Origin of the sequence: Pantoea sp. PNT03 (assembly GCF_014852515.1) — a bacterium.
Taxonomy (GTDB): Bacteria; Pseudomonadota; Gammaproteobacteria; order Enterobacterales; family Enterobacteriaceae; genus Pantoea; species Pantoea leporis.
Genome location: NZ_JACVBT010000003.1, coordinates 129,235 through 149,429, shown reverse-complemented (window position 1 = coordinate 149,429; position 20,195 = coordinate 129,235). Strand labels below are relative to the sequence as shown.

Annotated in this window: 17 protein-coding genes and 1 riboswitch; of the genes, 11 read left to right on the top strand and 6 right to left on the bottom strand. The window is 55.1% G+C overall.

Features of this window, described 5'->3' with window-relative positions:
• Window positions 1-6 precede the first annotated feature (6 nt).
• Window positions 7-102: riboswitch (TPP riboswitch) on the bottom strand.
• A 35-nt stretch (window positions 103-137) separates the two neighbouring features.
• On the bottom strand, window positions 138-1,799 hold the full coding sequence (sgrR, locus tag IB226_RS12450; RefSeq protein ID WP_192235733.1) for an HTH-type transcriptional regulator SgrR: 1,662 nt from the start codon (window positions 1,797-1,799) through the stop codon (window positions 138-140).
• A gap of 255 nt (window positions 1,800-2,054) precedes the next feature.
• Here sgrR and IB226_RS12445 point away from each other — a divergent pair, with 255 nt between their 5' ends.
• The gene (locus IB226_RS12445; protein WP_192235731.1) at window positions 2,055-3,242 is read left to right on the top strand and encodes an MFS transporter; all 1,188 of its coding nucleotides are present in this window, start codon (window positions 2,055-2,057) and stop codon (window positions 3,240-3,242) included.
• 36 nt (window positions 3,243-3,278) lie between these two features.
• Here IB226_RS12445 and leuD read toward each other — a convergent pair whose 3' ends face one another.
• The 5 genes from leuD to leuL form a co-directional block, all read right to left on the bottom strand.
• Window positions 3,279-3,884: a 3-isopropylmalate dehydratase small subunit gene (gene leuD / locus IB226_RS12440; RefSeq protein WP_101762126.1), complete on the bottom strand. Its 606-nt coding sequence runs from the start codon at window positions 3,882-3,884 to the stop codon at window positions 3,279-3,281.
• Between the two features lie 3 nt (window positions 3,885-3,887).
• Window positions 3,888-5,294: a 3-isopropylmalate dehydratase large subunit gene (gene leuC / locus IB226_RS12435; RefSeq protein ID WP_101762125.1), complete on the bottom strand. Its 1,407-nt coding sequence runs from the start codon at window positions 5,292-5,294 to the stop codon at window positions 3,888-3,890.
• Window positions 5,295-5,298: 4 nt separating this feature from the next.
• Window positions 5,299-6,390 (bottom strand): 3-isopropylmalate dehydrogenase, encoded by a 1,092-nt coding sequence (gene leuB / locus IB226_RS12430; protein ID WP_101762124.1) that lies wholly within the window; start codon window positions 6,388-6,390, stop codon window positions 5,299-5,301.
• 2 nt (window positions 6,391-6,392) lie between these two features.
• Window positions 6,393-7,955 carry a 2-isopropylmalate synthase gene (gene leuA, locus IB226_RS12425; protein ID WP_101762123.1) on the bottom strand — a complete coding sequence of 521 codons (1,563 nt, stop codon included), beginning with the start codon at window positions 7,953-7,955 and terminating at the stop codon, window positions 6,393-6,395.
• Window positions 7,956-8,048: 93 nt separating this feature from the next.
• Window positions 8,049-8,132 (bottom strand): leu operon leader peptide, encoded by an 84-nt coding sequence (gene leuL, locus IB226_RS23420; protein WP_099686952.1) that lies wholly within the window; start codon window positions 8,130-8,132, stop codon window positions 8,049-8,051.
• 733 nt (window positions 8,133-8,865) lie between these two features.
• Between leuL and ilvI the strand changes: the two genes are divergently transcribed.
• The 10 genes from ilvI to mraY all read left to right on the top strand — a co-directional run bounded on the left by ilvI (window position 8,866) and on the right by mraY (window position 20,195).
• Window positions 8,866-10,590 carry an acetolactate synthase 3 large subunit gene (gene ilvI / locus IB226_RS12415; protein ID WP_137385150.1) on the top strand — a complete coding sequence of 575 codons (1,725 nt, stop codon included), beginning with the start codon at window positions 8,866-8,868 and terminating at the stop codon, window positions 10,588-10,590.
• A gap of 2 nt (window positions 10,591-10,592) precedes the next feature.
• Window positions 10,593-11,084: an acetolactate synthase small subunit gene (ilvN, locus tag IB226_RS12410; RefSeq protein WP_007885011.1), complete on the top strand. Its 492-nt coding sequence runs from the start codon at window positions 10,593-10,595 to the stop codon at window positions 11,082-11,084.
• Window positions 11,085-11,281: 197 nt separating this feature from the next.
• Window positions 11,282-12,292: a catabolite repressor/activator gene (gene cra / locus IB226_RS12405; RefSeq protein WP_101762121.1), complete on the top strand. Its 1,011-nt coding sequence runs from the start codon at window positions 11,282-11,284 to the stop codon at window positions 12,290-12,292.
• Between the two features lie 492 nt (window positions 12,293-12,784).
• On the top strand, window positions 12,785-13,243 hold the full coding sequence (gene mraZ, locus IB226_RS12400) for a division/cell wall cluster transcriptional repressor MraZ (protein WP_007885013.1): 459 nt from the start codon (window positions 12,785-12,787) through the stop codon (window positions 13,241-13,243).
• 2 nt (window positions 13,244-13,245) lie between these two features.
• Complete coding sequence (gene rsmH / locus IB226_RS12395; RefSeq protein WP_101762120.1) at window positions 13,246-14,187, top strand: 16S rRNA (cytosine(1402)-N(4))-methyltransferase RsmH; 942 nt, start codon at window positions 13,246-13,248, stop codon at window positions 14,185-14,187.
• The gene (ftsL, locus tag IB226_RS12390) at window positions 14,184-14,504 is read left to right on the top strand and encodes a cell division protein FtsL (protein ID WP_101762119.1); all 321 of its coding nucleotides are present in this window, start codon (window positions 14,184-14,186) and stop codon (window positions 14,502-14,504) included. Before rsmH ends, ftsL begins: the two co-directional genes overlap by 4 nt.
• Before the next feature lie 16 nt (window positions 14,505-14,520).
• Complete coding sequence (locus IB226_RS12385) at window positions 14,521-16,287, top strand: peptidoglycan glycosyltransferase FtsI (RefSeq protein ID WP_008108616.1); 1,767 nt, start codon at window positions 14,521-14,523, stop codon at window positions 16,285-16,287.
• Window positions 16,274-17,761 (top strand): UDP-N-acetylmuramoyl-L-alanyl-D-glutamate--2,6-diaminopimelate ligase, encoded by a 1,488-nt coding sequence (murE, locus tag IB226_RS12380; protein ID WP_137385152.1) that lies wholly within the window; start codon window positions 16,274-16,276, stop codon window positions 17,759-17,761. The genes IB226_RS12385 and murE overlap by 14 nt, the downstream gene beginning before the upstream one ends.
• Window positions 17,758-19,119: a UDP-N-acetylmuramoyl-tripeptide--D-alanyl-D-alanine ligase gene (gene murF, locus IB226_RS12375; protein WP_192235729.1), complete on the top strand. Its 1,362-nt coding sequence runs from the start codon at window positions 17,758-17,760 to the stop codon at window positions 19,117-19,119. The genes murE and murF overlap by 4 nt, the downstream gene beginning before the upstream one ends.
• Entirely contained in the window at window positions 19,113-20,195 is a 1,083-nt protein-coding gene (mraY, locus tag IB226_RS12370; RefSeq protein WP_007888613.1) for a phospho-N-acetylmuramoyl-pentapeptide-transferase, read from the top strand. The genes murF and mraY overlap by 7 nt, the downstream gene beginning before the upstream one ends.

Here is a 20,195-nt window from a genome sequence, read left to right as displayed (position 1 = left end):
ATCTGAGGCGTGAGGCATCTCAAATCCCTACGCCGGTATTAGCCGGATCAGGTTCGACGGGTTTCTCTCAGCCCTGATATCAAGGCACCCCGTTGAGAACGGCTCATTCTAGACATTTATATGACAGCGCGAAAGGATCACAGCTCCGGTGGTGCAAACCAGGCTGATTTGAAGTCAAACCAGCCGAGCGTATTCAGCCGCACGCCGCGCATACTGCGTTGCCCTTCCAGTAGCAGCCAGTGATGGAACAGCGGATGCAGATAGTCGCGGTCGATCAGCTGTTTGCTCCATTCCGCCAGCGGTAACGCTTTCTGCCGCCAGCGCGCGGCATCGGCTTGCCAGTCAATCGGAATGCAGTGATGCATCAACGGCAACTCGAACAGTTGCGCGAACAGCGCGTACTCCAGCGGCAGGGTAAAGTTGACGCTGCCAAGCCAGATATCACTTTCACCTTCGCCCTCGAACCACGCTTCGTAGCTCACGACACGAGTAATTAGCTCAACACCTTGCTGCGCCAGCAGCGGTCGCAGCGCGTTAGCAATACCTTCATGCTCAACGTGATGGCTGTACCAGCTCAGCGTCAGCTGAGTTAAGCCTGCCGGTTTATCGGCGGAGGTGAGATCGCGGCGATGGTGCCAGCGCGGCAGCAAGCCATAAGCTGGGAACCAGTAACGCTGATAGCCGACGCCAGCATGATTCAGTAAGGCGATGGGATTAAACAGATAGCTTACCCAGCGGCGGAAATGGGCATCGCGACCCAACTCGGAGCGCTGATCGTACAGCAGGAAGTAGCAGCCTTCTTCCAGACGACTCTCTTCCGATTTTTCATCGGCGGTTTCGCCCTGCAATTTAACCCCGGCATACACCAGCTCGTCGCTGATCTCCGGCAGCACCCAAATCGACACATCGTCAATCAGCGCGCGATAGCCAAAGTAATCATCAAAGGCGGCGATTTTCAGCTGCGTTTGCTGATTGCGCACCACGCTGTACGGACCGGTGCCAAGCGGCTGGCGGGCAAACTGGCGCAGCGTTGGCCATTCGCGCGGCAGGATCATCGCGCTGACGCTGGCCAGCAGCCACGGCAACCAATCGTCCGGCTGGCTCAGATGGATATCCAGCGTCCAGGGCGCGGGCGAATCCAGTTTACTGATGTGAGAAAACAGCGGCTGGCTGCGCACGCGCTCCAGCGAAGCAATCACATCCGCCATTTCCAGTTCACGGCCATGATGAAAACGAATCGCCGGGCGCAGGAAGAAACGCCACTGCAGCGGCGAGGTTTGCTGCCAGTGATGGGCGATATCGGGTTCGATTTCCCCCTTTTCCTCATTTATGCGCATCAGGCCGTTGAAAATTTGTCGTGCCAGATGGGTTTCCGAGCGGCGCAGCGGCGAACCGGGCAGCAAATTGGGCAGCGGGCGATAATAGAGCACGCGCAGGATGTGTTTACCCTGGCGGAAGCTGCGGCCTAAATGTGCCGCAATCATCTGGCGCACCTGGTTTTTATCGCCCACCAGCTGCACTAACTGTTCGATACGATCTTGTTCCAGCAGATCCTCGGCGCGCTGCTGCTGGAGCGCCAAGCCGGTGTAGCAAAAACTCAGCATTGAGCGCTTGCCACGTCCCGCTTCTGCCTGCCAAATCAGCCAGCCTTGGCTTTGCATGGCGTTGAGCAGGTTACGCATATGGCGACGTGAGCAGTGCAGCAGATCGGCCAGCTCGCTGAGCGTGGTTTCCTGATCCTGCCCCTGACAGCTTTGCCATAGGCGGATAAATTGCTGCTGCAGACGTGAAGAGGACATAAAAGGGGAACTCCTTGTCAGAATCGCTCAGTTTTTCCTGCCTCATATTAGAGGCATACTGCCCGGCAATGGAAGAGCGGGAGGCATTCAGTAATGAATGGCGCTCTGCCAGCGGTTCCGCCGACGTGGAACCCCCTTTCTGAGTAGGGTGCATTTTCACCGCCAGCAGCGCTTTATCTGCTGGCTTTTTTCGTTTTACTGTAGAATCTTCTACCCTCATTTCTCTACCTTTTTTATTCGCAAAGGGATTTCTGCATGAAATCGCTGTTAACGCGTCAACGTCGCATCAATCCGGTCTACCTCTCGTTTATGGCGGTGTCGTTTATGACCGGCGTGGCCGGTGCACTACAGGCGCCGACGCTGAGCCTGTTTCTGACGCGCGAAGTACAGGTAAGTCCGTTCTGGGTCGGCTTGTTCTTTACCATCAATGCGATCGCGGGGATTGTGGTCAGCCTGCTGATGGCGAAACGCTCCGATAATCAGGGCGATCGCCGCAACCTGATTCTGTTTTGCTGCCTGATGGCCACGCTGAATGCGCTGCTGTTTGCCTTCAATCGCCACTATTTAACGCTGGTGACGCTGGGCGTGTTTTTGTCGGCGCTGGCCAGCGTGTCGATTCCGCAGGTGTTCGCCCTCGCGCGTGAATATGCCGATCATTCGGCGCGTGAAGTGGTGATGTTCAGCTCGGTGATGCGTGCGCAGCTGTCGCTGGCGTGGGTGATCGGGCCACCGCTGTCGTTTGCGCTGGCGCTTAATTACGGTTTTGTGACGCTGTTTTGCGTGGCGGCGGGGATTTTCCTGCTAAGCATGCTGCTGATCTGGCGCACCTTGCCCTCGGTGCCGCGCGTGGTGGTCTCGCCTGAAGAGGTGCTGACGCAGCTGAGCCCGTGGAAGGACAGTCAGGTGCGGTTACTGTTTATCGCCTCGGTCACCATGTGGGCATGCAACACCATGTATATCATTGATATGCCGCTGTATATCAGTACCACGCTTGGCCTGCCGGAGAAGCTGGCGGGCTTGCTGATGGGCACCGCCGCCGGGCTGGAGATTCCTATTATGCTGCTGGCCGGGCATTACGCGCGGCGCACCGGCAAACGCAACCTGATGTTGCTGGCGCTGGTGGCGGCGATTGTGTTTTATCTCGGATTGGTGATGTTCCAGTCGCGGACAGCGTTGATGGTGCTGCAACTGTTTAATGCCGCGTTTGTTGGCATCATCGCCGGAATTGGCATGTTGTGGTTCCAGGATTTAATGCCGGGCCGCGCAGGTGCGGCGACGACGCTGTTCACCACCTCAATCTCCACCGGCATGATTATCGCTGGCATCATTCAGGGCACCATGAGTGAACGCTTTGGTCATGAGTCGGTTTACTGGCTGGCGTTGGGGCTGGCGGTGCTGGCGTTGGGATTGGCGTCGCGCGTGCGGGATGTGGTTGATAGATAGCAAAGAGAAGGGCGACAGGATGTCGCCCTTGTTGCCTCAGCGTAAGAACGCGGGCTGATTGGTCTCGTAGCTGGAGATAGACGCTTCGTGTTGCAGCGTCAGGCCAATGCTGTCGAGGCCGTTGATCATGCAGTGACGGCGGAAGCTGTCGATTTCGAAGCTATAAGTCTTATCGCCTGCGGTTACAGTTTGCGCTTCCAGATCCACGGTGAAGGTAATGCCCGGCTGCGCGGCAACCAGTTTGAACATCTCATCCACTTCTTCATCGCTCAGCTTCACCGGCAGCAGCTGGTTGTTAAAGCTGTTGCCGTAGAAAATGTCGGCGAAGCTTGGCGCAATCACCACATGGAAGCCGAAGTCGGTCAGCGCCCACGGCGCGTGCTCACGCGATGAACCACAGCCAAAGTTCTCACGCGCCAGCAAAATGCTGGTGCCTTTGAACTCCGGTTTGTTCAGGACAAAGCTGGCGGTTGGCACGGTGCCCGCATCATCTTCAAAACGCCAGTCGTGGAACAGATGCGCGCCAAAACCGGTGCGCGTCACTTTCTGCAGGAACTGCTTTGGAATAATGGCATCAGTATCGACGTTGGCCGCATCCAATGGCGCCACAATGCCGGTATGTTGAGTAAATTTGTTCGCCATGGCTTACGCTCCCTGAGTCAATTCACGAATGTCGGCAAAGCGACCGGTTACGGCAGCCGCAGCAGCCATTGCCGGGCTCACCAGGTGAGTACGTCCACCGCGGCCCTGACGGCCTTCAAAGTTACGGTTGCTGGTTGATGCGCAACGTTCGCCTGGATTGAGGCGGTCGTTGTTCATGGCCAGACACATGGAGCAACCCGGTAAACGCCATTCAAAACCGGCTTCGAGGAAGATTTTGTCCAGACCTTCGGCTTCGGCTTGTGCTTTTACCGGACCCGAACCTGGCACCACCATCGCCACCACGCCCGGCGCCACTTTACGGCCTTTGGCAATCGCAGCAGCGGCGCGCAAATCTTCAATACGTGAGTTGGTGCAGGAACCGATAAACACTTTATCGATCGCCACGTCAGTCAGTTTGATGCCGGGCTGCAGATCCATGTAAGCCAGCGCTTTCTCTGCTGAGGCGCGCTCAACCGGATCGGCAAAGGATTGTGGATTCGGGATCGCCTGATCTACCGCCATTACCTGGCCTGGATTGGTGCCCCAGGTCACTTGCGGAGCGATATCTTCCGCGTGCAGCGTGACGATGCTGTCGAATTTGGCATCGCTGTCAGACTTCAGCGTGCGCCAGTAAGCGACCGCTTGTTCCCACTGCTCGCCCTTCGGCGAGAACTGCTTGTCTTTCAAATAATTGAAAGTGGTGTCGTCTGGCGCGACCAGGCCCGCTTTGGCGCCCATTTCAATCGCCATATTACACAGCGTCATGCGGCCTTCCATGCTCAGCGCTTCGATCGCTGGGCCACAGAATTCGACAACGTGACCGGTACCGCCAGCGCTGCCGGTTTTACCGATAATGGCCAACACAATGTCTTTGGCGGTAATGCCTGGCGCCGCTTCGCCCAGCACTTCAATCTTCATGGTCTTCGCGCGGCCCTGTTTCAGGGTTTGCGTGGCAAACACGTGCTCAACTTCGGAAGTACCGATACCGAATGCCAGCGAACCAAACGCGCCGTGCGTGGCGGTGTGGGAATCACCGCAGACGATGGTCATGCCCGGCAACGTCATACCTTGCTCTGGCCCAATGACGTGCACGATGCCCTGGAATGGGTGATTCAGGTCATACAGCTGAATGCCGAACTCAGCACAGTTTTTCATCAGCTCTTGCATCTGGATACGCGCCATCTCGCCAGACGCATTGATGTCTTTGGTCTGCGTCGAAACGTTGTGATCCATGGTGGCGAAGGTTTTCGATGGCTGACGCACTTTGCGCCCGTGCGCACGCAGACCATCAAAGGCCTGCGGCGACGTCACTTCATGGATCAGATGGCGATCAATATAGAGTAACGGCGTTTCGTTCGGGGTTTCGTTAACGACATGTGCATCAAATAACTTCTGATATAAGCTTTTCATTTTATTATTTTTCCTCGGCGATGAAACCGGCAATGATGCTGCCCATCTCATCTGTGCTCACGGCTTTGCCGTCACCGGCCAAATCACGGGTGCGATAACCCGCTTCCAGCGCACGGCTCACGGCGCGTTCAATGCTTGCGGCGGCTTCATCCGCATTCAGGCTGTAACGCAACAGCAGTGACAGCGACAGAATCTGCGCAATCGGGTTAGCGATGTTCTGACCGGCGATATCCGGTGCGGAACCGCCCGCTGGCTCAAACAGGCCAAAACCTTCTTCATTCAGGCTGGCGGAAGGCAGCAAGCCCATCGAACCGGTAATCATCGCGCATTCGTCTGACAGGATGTCGCCAAACAGGTTAGAACACAGCAGCACGTCAAACTGTGATGGATCTTTAATCAGCTGCATGGTGGCGTTATCGATGTACATGTGGCTCAACTGCACATCCGGATAATCTTTTGCCACTTCGTTCACAATTTCGCGCCACATGACGGAAGTCTGCAAAACGTTGGCTTTGTCAATTGAGGTGACGATGTTGCGGCGCTTACGCGCGGATTCAAACGCGATACGCGCGATGCGCTCGATTTCGAAACGATGATAAACCTCAGTATCGAAAGCGCGCTCGTGCGGGCCGCTGCCTTCGCGGCCTTTCGGCTGACCGAAGTAGATGCCGCCGGTCAGTTCACGCACGCACAGGATGTCGAAACCGCGTCCGGCGATATCGCTACGCAGCGGGCAGAACGCTTCCAGGCCTTTATACAGCGCAGCAGGGCGCAGGTTGCTGAACAGCTTGAAGTGCTTACGCAGCGGCAACAGCGCACCGCGCTCGGGTTGCTGCGCAGGTGGCAGATGTTCCCATTTCGGGCCACCTACGGAGCCAAACAGAATTGCATCTGCCTGCTCTGCGCCAGCAACGGTAGCCGGTGGCAGCGGTTCACCATGACGATCGATGGCGATACCGCCAACATCATATTCGCTGGTGGTGATACGCATGTCGAAACGCGTACGAATTGCATCGAGAACTTTCATGGCCTGCGCCATCACTTCCGGACCAATTCCGTCGCCTGGCAATACCGCGATATGAGAAGACTTAGACATAGTTACACCGTTTCCTTCTGATCTTTAAATTTACGCTGCAGTTCTTTTTCCACCTGCTTAGCACGCCAAATATTGTTCAACGCGTTCACCATCGCTTTCGCCGATGATTCGACGATATCGGTCGCCAGGCCAACGCCGTGGAATTTACGACCGTTGTAGTTGACCACGATATCGACCTGACCCAGCGCGTTCTCGCCGTGGCCTTTCGCCGTCAGCTTGTAGTTAATCAGCTCAGCTTCAAAGCCGGTGATGCGGTTGATTGCCTGATAGACCGCATCAACCGGACCGTTACCGGTTGCGGCGTCGGCTTTGGTCTCTTCACCGCAGCCCAACTGCACGGAGGCCGTTGCGGTTACGCTGGAGCCGGTCTGCACGTTGAATTCGTTGAGCTCGAAATATTCTGGCTCTTCGTTCTGCTTGTTGATAAAGGCCAACGCTTCCAGGTCGTAATCGAACACCTGACCTTTCTTGTCGGCCAGCTTCAGGAAGGCGTCGTACAACGTGTCGAGGTTGTAATCGGACTCTTTGTAACCCATCTCTTCCATGCGGTGTTTCACCGCAGCGCGGCCAGAACGGGAAGTCAGGTTCAGCTGGATTTTGTGCAGGCCGATAGATTCTGGCGTCAGAATTTCGTAGTTTTCGCGATTCTTCAGCACGCCGTCCTGGTGAATACCGGAAGAGTGGGCGAAGGCGTTAGAACCGACCACCGCTTTGTTGGCTGGAATCGGCATGTTGCAGATTTGGCTCACGGTTTGGCTGGTGCGGTAGATTTCCTGATGATTGATGTTGGTGTGGACGTTCATGATCTGCTGGCGGGTTTTGATCGCCATAATCACTTCTTCCAGCGCACAGTTACCGGCGCGTTCGCCTAAACCGTTCAGCGTACCTTCAACCTGACGCGCACCGGCCAATACCGCAGCGATGGCGTTGCCGGTCGCCATACCCAAATCGTCGTGGGTGTGAACCGACAAGATGGCTTTATCGATATTTGGAACGCGTGCCACCAGTTGGCCAATGATGTTGGCGTATTCGCCTGGCAAGGTGTAGCCGACGGTGTCCGGAATGTTGATGGTGGTTGCACCGGCATTGATCGCGGCTTCAACCATGCGGCACAAATCGTCGATTGGCGTACGCCCGCCATCTTCACAGGAAAACTCAACGTCGTCGGTGTAGTTGCGGGCGCGTTTGATCATGTGCACTGCGCGTTCAATCACTTCTGGCAATGTGCTTCGCAATTTGGTGGCGATGTGCATCGGCGAAGTCGCGATGAAGGTGTGAATACGGAACGCTTCAGCCACACGCAGTGATTCGTATGCGGCGTCAATGTCCTTCTCAACGCAGCGTGCCAGTCCGCAGACGCGGCTGTTTTTAATGGTACGAGCGATGGTTTGTACGGATTCAAAATCGCCTGGAGAGGAAACGGGGAAGCCCACTTCCATTACATCCACGCCCATACGTTCCAACGCCAGAGCGATTTGCAGTTTTTCTTTAACACTCAGGCTGGCCTGTAAAGCCTGTTCGCCATCACGCAGAGTGGTATCGAAAATAATAACTTGCTGGCTCATCGTAATCTTCCTTATGCATTAACTTTGCCGGTGCTACGAGCATAAAAAAACCCGCGCATTGGCGCGGGTTTCTTAAACTTCTGCAGGTTCGAATCAGTTGTTGATTCCGCCCACGAGTCTACCGCGCAAACTGGATGCGTTTAGTAGTAGACCGAGTAGGCGGAAAGAATGAAACATGAGTCAAACCTCGTAAATTGAGTGCTGCACATATTGGTACTGGAATTGACGTGTGAAGTCAACCTTAAGTGCAAGGGTATTTCCATGAAGTCATAAGGGCGATGTGCTGTGATTTTTCGGCTGCGCAGAGCAATGACATTAATTAGCAACAGAATAAGTGAATCCATCCACTTAAAAAAATCGTTTAGAAAATAGAATTTATTTTAAATATTTGATAATTAACATCTTAAGTTGATAATGCGCATTGCTGATAAAACAAGATTAGGCTTGTTGTTAAGAAGAATATGATGTGATCAGGCCGTTTTATAGATAATCACGCCAGAAAGTAATTATCACAAAAGATTGTGGACTGAGTGGTCAGGCAATATGAAAATCATATTTCTTAGAACACGCTGCAAATAATCTATAAACCAGCATTTTCCTCTGTGGTTATGACGAAGCATTAGTTTAATCCTCGCAGGCAATAATCACGCATCAGTGCCTTTATTGCCGGATCGGGCGCGACGTGGCGTCCTGGCGTTTGCAGGGCGGGTTGTCTGCGGTTATGGTAATCGACCTACTCTCATATAATTAACTCAAGTAGATTCCCTGTACCTGGAAGGTGGACAGAACGCCGCCTTCTGAGCATAAACATAAGGTTTTGATCTTAATTGGCGATCGGGGGCCGGATATCAGTGGCGTGCGGGAAACGCGAACGTCAGTGGATTCAGTCCCTCAAGCCTGGAGGCAGAAAATGGAGATGTTGTCAGGAGCCGAAATGGTCGTCCGTTCGTTAATCGATCAGGGCGTTAAGCAGGTATTCGGTTATCCGGGCGGAGCGGTGCTCGATATTTACGATGCGCTGCAAACGGTCGGTGGTATTGACCACGTATTGGTCCGTCATGAACAAGGCGCGGTGCATATGGCCGATGGCCTTGCGCGTGCGACCGGTGAAGTGGGCGTGGTGCTAGTGACTTCCGGTCCGGGCGCCACCAACGCGATTACCGGTATTGCAACCGCCTATATGGATTCGATCCCGATGGTAATTCTGTCGGGTCAGGTGCCTTCGTCACTGATTGGTTACGATGCGTTCCAGGAGTGCGACATGGTCGGCATCTCCCGCCCGGTGGTGAAGCACAGCTTCCTGGTGAAAAACGCCGAAGAGATCCCAACCGTGTTGAAAAAGGCCTTCTGGCTGGCAGCAAGCGGTCGGCCGGGACCGGTGGTGATCGATCTGCCAAAAGATATCCTGAATCCCGCCAACAAGCTGCCGTACGTCTGGCCGGAAACGGTGAGCATGCGCTCATACAATCCGACCATTCAGGGCCATAAAGGACAGATCAAGCGCGCGCTGCAAACGTTACTGGCAGCACACAAGCCGGTGATTTACGCCGGCGGCGGCGCGATTATGTCGGGCTGCGAAGCCGAGCTGCTGCAGCTAGCAGAGCAACTGAATATTCCGGTAACGACCTCGCTGATGGGCTTGGGCGTGTTCCCTGGCACACATCGTCAGTGCGTCGGCATGCTGGGGATGCACGGCACTTACGAAGCCAACATGACCATGCACAATGCCGATCTGATTTTCGGTATTGGCGTGCGCTTCGACGACCGCACCACCAACAATCTGGCGAAGTACTGCCCGAACGCCACCATCATGCATATCGATGTCGATCCGACGTCGATCTCCAAAACGGTCAGCGCCGACATTCCAATCGTTGGCGATGCGAAGCAGACGCTGGCACAGATGTTAGAGCTGCTGGCGCAAAGCGATGCGAAGCAGGAACTTGATAGCCTGCGCGACTGGTGGCAGACCATTGAAGGCTGGCGCGGTCGCAAGTGCCTGGAATTCGATCGTACCAGCGACAAAATCAAACCGCAGGCAGTCATCGAGACCATCTGTCGTTTGACCAAAGGCGAAGCTTACGTGACGTCTGACGTTGGTCAGCATCAGATGTTTGCCGCACTTTACTACCAGTTCGACAAGCCGCGTCGCTGGATCAACTCCGGCGGCTTAGGCACCATGGGCTTCGGCTTGCCTGCAGCGTTAGGCGTGAAGATGGCGCTGCCGGATGAGACGGTTATCTGCGTGACCGGCGATGGCAGTATCCAGATGAACATTCAGGAGCTGTCGACCGCGTTGCAGTACGATTTACCGGTGCTGGTATTGAACCTCAACAACGGCTTCCTCGGCATGGTTAAGCAGTGGCAGGACATGATTTACTCGGGCCGCCACTCGCAGTCCTACATGCAATCGCTGCCTGACTTCGTGCGTCTGGCCGAAGCGTATGGGCATGTGGGCATTTCCATTGCGCATCCGGCGGAGCTGGAAGAGAAGCTGCAGCTGGCACTGGATACGCTGGCGAAAGGCCGTCTGGTGTTTGTCGATGTAAACATTGACGGCAGCGAGCACGTTTACCCGATGCAAATTCGTGGTGGTTCGATGGATGAGATGTGGCTGAGCAAAACGGAGAGGACTTAATTATGCGTCGTATTTTATCGGTTCTGCTGGAAAACGAATCCGGCGCATTGTCCCGCGTAGTGGGGCTGTTCTCTCAACGTGGCTATAACATCGAAAGCCTGACTGTGGCACCGACCGATGATCCCACCTTGTCACGCATGACCATTCAAACGGTCGGCGATGCGAAAGTGCTGGAGCAGATTGAGAAGCAGCTGCACAAGCTGGTGGACGTGTTACGTGTCAGCGAGCTGGGTCAGGGCGCTTACGTTGAGCGTGAGATCATGCTGGTGAAAATCCAGGCCAGCGGTTACGGCCGTGAAGAAGTGAAGCGTAGCGCGGAAATTTTCCGTGGGCAGATTATCGATGTCACGCCAACGCTTTACACGGTTCAGCTGGCAGGCACCAGCGATAAACTCGATGCGTTTCTCAACACCGTGCGTGACGTGGCAGAAATTGTCGAAGTGGCGCGCTCAGGAATTGTGGGTGTGTCGCGCGGCGATCGCGTGATGCGTTAATCACCCAAAGTAACGATTTCATCTGATTCTAACCCGGCGAAATGCCGGGTTTTTTTATTTTATGCGCTTAACCAGGATGCGAGAGAAAAGCGGTTGCTCGGCGTAGTGTTCTGCGGTTAGATGTTACAAATGTTTTACCCATAGCTACTCTGCGGATATTTTCGTCAGCGCTGGCTTATCAGAATTAAGGTGTCACCGTGAAACTGGATGAAATTGCGCGCCTGGCAGGCGTGTCGCGCACCACGGCCAGCTATGTAATTAATGGCAAAGCGCGGCAGTATCGTGTCAGCGAAAAAACCGTCGAAAAAGTGATGGCGGTGGTGCGTGAACACAACTATCACCCCAATGCCGTCGCGGCTGGGCTGCGCGCCGGGCGCACACGTTCGATTGGCCTCGTGATCCCCGATCTGGAAAACACCAGTTACACGCGCATTGCGAATTATCTGGAGCGTCAGGCGCGTCAGCGCGGCTATCAGCTGCTGATTGCCTGCTCAGAAGATCAGCCAGACAACGAAATGCGCTGCATCGAGCATCTGTTGCAGCGCCAGGTTGATGCCATCATTGTTTCAACCTCACTGCCACCAGAGCATCCGTTCTATCAGCGTTGGATCAACGATCCGTTACCGATTATCGCGCTGGACCGTGCGCTGGATCGTGAACACTTTACCAGCGTAGTGGGTGCCGATCAGGATGATGCGCAGGCGCTGGCGGCTGAATTGCGTCAGCTACCGGTGAAAAATGTGCTGTTCCTCGGCGCGCTGCCTGAGTTGTCGGTCAGCTTCCTGCGTGAGTTAGGTTTCCGCGATGCGTGGAAAGATGATGAGCGGCCAATTGATTACATCTACTGCAACAGTTTCGATCGGGCCGCCGCTGCCGCGCTATTTGAGAAGTACCTCGAAGATCATCCGATGCCGGAGGCACTTTTCACTACGTCGTTTGGGCTACTGCAGGGCGTAATGGACATTACGCTGAAGCGTGATGGTCGCCTGCCGACGGATTTAGCGATCGCCACCTTTGGCGACCATGAATTGCTGGATTTCCTCGAGTGCCCGGTGCTGGCGGTGGGGCAACGTCATCGCGACGTGGCTGAGCGCGTGCTGGAACTGGTGTTAGCCTCGCTAGATGAACCACGTAAACCCAAGCCGGGTTTAACCCGTATTCGTCGCAATTTATTCCGCCGCGGACAATTAAGTCGCCGCTCTAAATGAAATGCTGGGCAGTTCGCTGCCCAGCATTTATTAATCCTGTAGATATTTTCTGAGAACCTTACGGCGTAAATAAGCGTAAATAATCGCCACTCCAGCTAACAATTTAACCTTACTGACTTTTCTTAATTGTTTACATGTTCATCAGTGAGGCGTGGCAGAGCTGGCGCGATGATGCTGGGCTTCCTTTCAGAAATCCCCTAAAATGCCGCCGCTGTCGCAGATTGCGGGGCAATTATACTTTTGCGCCGAAGCGCTTTATTTTTCGCCATTTATCCTCGTGCGGAAATTTTTATTCAATTATTCATCAGGTTAATTTTTTATTTTGCGAATCCATGTCGATTAATTCCCTCATTGATTAATTTCACCCGATGTAAATAGTGATATTCACTTGCCGTTGCGGCTTGACAAGGATTTCATCGGCTCCGTAAACTCGTTTCGTGGTAAAAAGTGGGATAAAGTGGTGAAAACGGGTGATTGAGGGGTAAGGCTGGCATGTTCCGTGGAGCAACGTTGGTCAATCTCGACAGCAAAGGACGATTAGCAGTACCAACGCGCTATCGTGAATTGCTTGTCGCAGAGTCTCAGGGGCAAATGGTATGCACCATTGACCTCCACCAGCCATGCCTGCTGCTTTATACCCTGCCCGAATGGGAAATCATTGAGAAAAAGCTGTCTCGCTTATCCAGCATGAATCCTGCCGAGCGTCGCGTACAGCGACTGCTGTTGGGACATGCCAGTGAATGCCAGATGGATAATGCGGGTCGTTTGTTGTTGGCGAACACGTTACGTCAACATGCCGGCCTGACCAAAGAAGTGATGCTGGTTGGACAGTTCAATAAGTTTGAGCTGTGGGATGAACAGACCTGGTATCAACAAGTTAAGGATGATATTGACACAGAACAGTCGGCTCAGGAGCCTTTATCTGAGCGGTTGCAGGACTTGTCGCTATAGCTATGCAGGAAAATTTCAAACACACCACAGTGCTGCTGGATGAGGCGGTAAACGGCCTCAATATCAGGGAAGACGGCATTTATATTGATGGCACTTTTGGTCGCGGCGGTCACTCGCGCTTAATCCTTTCGCAGCTTGGTGAGAAAGGGCAACTGATAGCGATTGATCGCGATCCGCAAGCGATAGCCGCAGCCGCTGAGATAAACGATCCGCGCTTCTCGATCGTCCACGGGCCGTTTTCGGCTTTGGCGGAATACGTCGAAGAGCGTGGATTGACCGGCAAGATCGATGGCGTTCTCCTCGATCTGGGCGTCTCTTCTCCGCAACTGGATGATGCTGAACGTGGCTTCTCCTTTATGCGTGATGGGCCACTGGATATGCGTATGGATCCAACACGCGGGCAATCGGCCGCCGAATGGCTGATGAGCGCAGAGGAGGCGGATATCGCTTTCGTGATCAAGACCTACGGTGAAGAGCGTTTCGGTAAACGGATTGCGCGCGCCATCGTAGAGCGTAACCGCGACCAGCCGATGACACGCACCAAAGAGCTGGCGACGGTGATTGCCGCCGCAATGCCCGTCAAAGACAAATTTAAGCACCCGGCAACGCGTACTTTCCAGGCGATTCGTATCTGGATCAACAGTGAGCTGGAAGAGATCGATACCGCGCTGAAAGGGGCCTTGTCGGTTCTCGCGCCAGGCGGCAGGTTGTCGATCATCAGCTTCCACTCACTGGAAGATCGCTTAGTGAAGCGTTTTATGCGCGATCAGAGCCGCGGTCCTCAGGTGCCAGCAGGCATTCCGATGACGGAGTCGCAGCTTAAAGCCTTAGGCGGCCGTGAGCTGAAAACGCTGGGCAAATTGATTCCTGGCGAAGCCGAAGTGAACGAAAACCCACGTGCGCGCAGTTCGGTGTTGCGTATCGCGGAGCGAACGGCCTCATGATTGGCAACGAGCGCCACAGCTTACCCGGTGTCATTGGTGGGGACTTGCTGCGATTTGGCAAGATCCCGCTGTTGCTGTTGATCGCGGTGTTGGTGTCCTCGGTAATGGTCGTGACCACCACGCATAAGACGCGCCTGTTAACGGCGCAGCGTGAACAGCTGGTGCTGGAGCGTGATGCGCTCGATATCGAATGGCGCAACCTGATTCTTGAAGAGAACGCACTGGGCGATCACAGCCGTGTAGAGCGGATAGCAACCGATAAACTGCAAATGCAGCATGTAGATCCTTCGCAGGAAAATATTGTGGTGCAGAAATAAGGAATCGCAGAACTCAATGAGTGGCGCAGGCAAAACGCTGAAGTTAAAAAAACAAGAAGATAAGGCCAGCTTTGTAAGCTGGCGCTTTGCGTTACTGTGCGGGTGCATTTTACTGGCGCTGGGCGGACTGCTGTCGCGCGTAGCGTGGCTGCAGGTGATCAACCCTGACAAGCTGGTGAAAGAGGGCGATTTGCGTTCGCTGCGCGTGCAATCGGTGCCAACCGCGCGCGGTATGATTAGCGATCGTGCCGGTCGTCCGTTGGCGGTGAGCGTGCCGGTGAATGCGATCTGGGCCGATCCGAAAGAGCTGACCGAACACGGCGGCGTCTCGCTGGATAGTCGCTGGAAAGCGCTGTCGGATGCCTTATCGATCCCGCTCGATCAACTTGCTGCACGTATCAATGCCAACCCGAAAGGGCGCTTTGTCTATCTGGCGCGTCAGGTGAATCCAGCGATTGGCGAGTATGTGAAAAAGCTTAAGCTGCCGGGCATCTATCTGCGTGAAGAGTCGCGCCGCTACTATCCGGCGGGCCAGGTGACTGCGCACCTGATTGGTTTTACCAACATTGATGGCCAGGGCATTGAAGGCATCGAAAAAAGCTTCGACAAATGGCTGACCGGCGCACCGGGTGAACGTACGGTGCGTAAAGACCGCAACGGCCGCGTCATTGAAGATATCTCCTCGGTAGATAGCCGCGCCGCGCACAACCTGACGCTGAGCATTGATGAACGTCTGCAGGCGCTGGTGTACCGCGAACTGAATAATGCCGTGGCGTTCAACAAAGCCGAATCAGGCACCGCGGTGCTGGTGGATGTAAACACCGGCGAAGTGCTGGCGATGGCGAACAGCCCCGCTTACAACCCGAATAATCTCAGCAACACGCCGAAAGACGTGATGCGTAACCGCGCTATTACCGACATCTTCGAGCCAGGTTCCACCGTGAAACCGATGGTGGTGATGACGGCTTTGCAGCGCGGTGTGGTGAAAGAGAACAGCGTACTGAATACCGTGCCGTACCGCGTCAATGGTCATGAGATCAAAGACGTGGCGCGCTACAACGAATTGACCCTTACCGGGGTTTTACAGAAGTCGAGTAACGTCGGGGTTTCACGTTTGGCGTTAGCGATGCCCTCCTCAGCACTTGTAGATACTTACGCGCGCTTTGGACTGGGTAAACCGACCAATTTGGGGCTGGTCGGGGAAAGTAGTGGCTTATACCCTCAAAAACAACGGTGGTCTGACATAGAGAGGGCCACCTTCTCTTTCGGCTACGGGCTAATGGTAACGCCGTTACAGTTAGCGCGAGTCTACGCAACCATTGGCAGCTACGGCATCAATCGCCCGCTGTCGATCACCAAAGTTGACCCGCCAGTGGCGGGTGAACGCGTTTTCCAGGAAGACCTGGTGAAAACGGTGATGCACATGATGGAAAGCGTTGCGTTGCCTGGCGGTGGTGGGGTTAAAGCCGCCATCAAGGGCTATCGCATTGCCATCAAAACCGGTACCGCCAAGAAAGTTGGACCGGATGGACGTTACGTCAACAAATACATTGCTTATACCGCAGGCGTTGCGCCTGCCAGCCGTCCTCGTTTTGCGCTGGTGGTGGTGATCAACGATCCCCAGGCCGGTAAATATTATGGTGGTGCGGTTTCAGCACCGGTGTTTGGCGCCATCATGGGCGGCGTATTGCGTACCATGAATATCGAACCTGATGCGCTGCCAACAGTTGATAAGAACGAGTTGGTGAAGAATAGAAGTGAGGAATCAAGTGACAGATCGTAACCTGCGCGACTTACTGGCCCCGTGGGTGCCGGGTGCGCCGGCGCGTCCACTCCGTGACATGACACTAGATAGCCGCGCGGCGGCTTCTGGCGATCTGTTTATCGCCGTGGCGGGTCATCATGCTGATGGACGTCGTTTTATTCCGCAGGCTATTGCACAAGGCGTAGCAGCAGTGATTGCCGAAGCCGAAGGCGAAGCCAGCGATGGAGATATCCGCGAGATGCATGGCGTCCCGGTTATCTATCTGGCGCAGTTGCAGCAGCGTCTCTCTGCACTGGCCGGACGCTTTTATCAGCAGCCTGCAAGCAAACTGAAATTGATTGGTGTTACTGGCACTAACGGCAAAACCACCACCACGCAACTGATGGCGCAGTGGGCCAATCTGCTCGGTGAAACCGGCGCAGTGATGGGCACGGTAGGCAATGGCCTTTACGGTCAACTGGTGGCAACCGAAAACACCACCGGTTCTGCGGTGGATGTGCAGCATGTGCTGAATGATTTAGTCGGGCAGGGCGCAACCCTGACGGCAATGGAAGTCTCCTCACACGGCCTGGTGCAGCATCGCGTTGCCGCCTTGCCGTTTGCGGCCGCGGTATTTACTAACCTGAGCCGCGATCACCTCGATTATCACGGTGATATGCAGAGTTATGAATCCGCTAAATGGTTACTGTTCTCTGAGCATCAGGTCGCTGAAGCCATCATCAATGCTGATGATGAAGTGGGCCGTCGCTGGCTGGCGAAATTGCCGGATGCGGTAGCGGTCACCATGGAAGACAATCTGCAATCGGGCTGTCATGGCCGCTGGCTGAAAGCCACGGCGGTGGATTATCACGACGGCGGTGCGCATATTCAGTTCAGCTCCAGCTGGGGCAACGGCGAGTTTGATAGCCGCCTGATGGGCGCTTTCAACGTGAGCAACCTGTTGCTGGCGCTGGGTACGCTGCTGGCGCTGGATTACCCGCTTGATGCGCTGGTTGCCACTGCACCGCAGCTGCAGCCAGTATGTGGTCGCATGGAAGTATTCACTGCGCCAGACAAACCTACGGTGGTTGTCGATTACGCTCACACGCCGGATGCGCTGGAAAAAGCGCTGGAAGCGGCGCGTCTGCACTGTAAAGGCCAGCTGTGGTGCGTGTTTGGCTGCGGTGGCGATCGTGACAAAGGCAAACGTCCGCTGATGGGCGCAATTGCTGAGCAATTCTCCGACATCGTCGTGATCACCGACGATAATCCGCGCAGCGAAGAGCCGATGGCGATTGTGAATGACATTCTCACCGGCTTGCTCGATCCGGGCCGCGCACGCGTGGTTTCCGGTCGTGCGCAGGCGGTCACCAACGCCGTGATGCAAGCTGGCGCCGATGACATCGTGTTGGTGGCCGGAAAAGGCCACGAAGATTATCAAATCATTGGCAACCGCCGTTTGGATTACTCCGATCGCGACACCGTCGCCCGTTTGTTGGGGGTGATGGCATGATTCCCGTTTCTCTCAATACGCTGGCCGAAATCAGCAGCGGTCAACTGCATGGCGCGGATTTAACCCTTGCCGATGTCACCACCGATACCCGCAAAGTCACCGCCGGCAGCCTGTTTGTGGCGCTGGTGGGTGAACGTTTTGATGCTCACGACTTCGCTAACGATGCCATTGCTAACGGCGCGCAGGCGCTGCTGGTCAGTAAGCTGCTGCCGGTTTCTGTACCGCAGGTGGTTGTGGCTGATACGCGGATTGCTTTTGGGCAACTCGCCGCGTGGGTACGCCAACAGGCGAACGCTCGCGTGGTTGCGCTGACCGGTTCATCCGGCAAAACCTCGGTCAAAGAGATGACCGCCGCGATTTTGCGTCAGTGTGGCGAAACGCTTTACACGGCCGGCAACCTGAACAACGACTTCGGTGTACCGATGACGCTGCTGCGTCTCACCAAAGAGCATGCTTACGCGGTGATCGAGTTAGGTGCCAACCATCAGGGTGAAATTGCTTACACCACCGATCTGGTGCGTCCGGAAACTGCGCTGGTGAATAACCTTGCTGCTGCCCATCTGGAAGGCTTTGGCTCGCTGGCGGGTGTGGCGAAAGCCAAAGGCGAAATTTTTGGCGGCTTGCCGGTACACGGCACCGCGATCGTCAACGCTGACAGCAACGATCTGGCCAACTGGAAATCACAGTTTGCAGATAAAACCTTGTGGCGCTTCTCGCCGCAGCCGATGGCTGATGCAGAGTTCCGCGCCAGCGAAATCGTGCTGCGAGCCGATGCCACGCTGTTCACGCTGCATACGCCACGCGGTGATATCGCCGTGGAGCTGCCGCTGCCGGGCCGTCATAACATCTCGAATGCGTTAGCCGCTGCAGCGTTGGCATTGTCAGTAGATGCGCCGCTGTCGGCGATTCAAACTGGCCTTAAAACCTTGCAGGCTGTTCCTGGTCGACTGTTCCCGATTCGCCTGGCGGTCAATCAACTGCTGCTGGATGACAGTTACAACGCCAATGTCGGTTCTATGACTGCCGCCGCACAGGTGCTAGGCGATATGCCGGGCTACCGCGTGATGGTAGTGGGCGATATGGCTGAATTGGGTGATGAAGCCGAACTGTGTCATCGCCAGGTCGGCGATGCGGCCAAAGCGGCCGGTGTCGATCGCGTGCTGAGCATTGGGACTCTGAGCCAGCTGATTGGCGAAAACAGCGGTAAAGGCGAGCATTTCGCCACAAAAACCGCGCTAACTGAACGTTTACGCACATTGCTGTCCGAACATCAGGACATCACTATTTTGGTTAAAGGTTCACGTAGTGCCGCCATGGAGCAGGTAGTACAGAGCTTACAGGAGAAAGGAACATGCTAGTCTGGCTGGCCGAACATCTGGTCGCATTTTATTCCGGCTTTAACGTCTTCTCGTATCTGACGTTTCGCGCCATTGTCAGCCTGCTGACCGCCTTGTTCATTTCTCTGTGGATGGGCCCGCGCCTGATTGCCTGGCTGCAGAAGCTGCAGATCGGTCAGGTGGTGCGTAACGACGGTCCAGAGTCACACTTCAGCAAACGCGGCACGCCAACCATGGGCGGCGTGATGATCCTCACCTCAATCACCATTTCGGTGCTGATGTGGGCCTATCCGTCTAATCCATACGTCTGGTGCGTACTGGTGGTGCTGGTCGGTTTTGGCATCATCGGCTTTGTGGATGACTATCGTAAGGTGGTGCGCAAAGACACCAAAGGCCTGATCGCGCGCTGGAAATATTTCTGGATGTCAGTAATTTCGCTGGCGGTTGCGTTCGCGCTGTTTATCGCCGGTAAAGATACGCCAGCAACGCAGCTGGTGGTGCCGTTCTTTAAAGACGTGATGCCGCAGCTGGGCCTGTTCTATGTGGTGCTGGCCTACTTCGTGATTGTCGGTACCGGCAACGCGGTTAACTTAACGGATGGTCTTGATGGCTTAGCCATTATGCCAACGGTGTTCGTGGCAGCAGGCTTTGCGCTGGTGGCGTGGGCGACCGGTAACGTTAAATTTGCCGAATATCTGCACATTCCTTATTTACGGCACGCGGGCGAATTAGTGATTGTCTGCACCGCGATTGTCGGAGCCGGACTCGGATTTTTGTGGTTCAACACCTATCCAGCGCAAGTGTTCATGGGCGATGTCGGCTCATTGGCGCTGGGTGGTGCGCTCGGCACCATCGCCGTGCTGCTGCGCCAGGAATTTTTGCTGTTAATCATGGGCGGCGTATTTGTGGTTGAAACGCTGTCGGTGATTCTGCAGGTGGGATCGTTCAAGCTGCGCGGTCAACGTATTTTCCGCATGGCGCCGATTCACCATCACTATGAATTGAAAGGCTGGCCGGAGCCGCGCGTCATTGTGCGCTTCTGGATTATTTCGCTGATGCTGGTGCTGATTGGCCTGGCAACGCTGAAGGTACGTTAA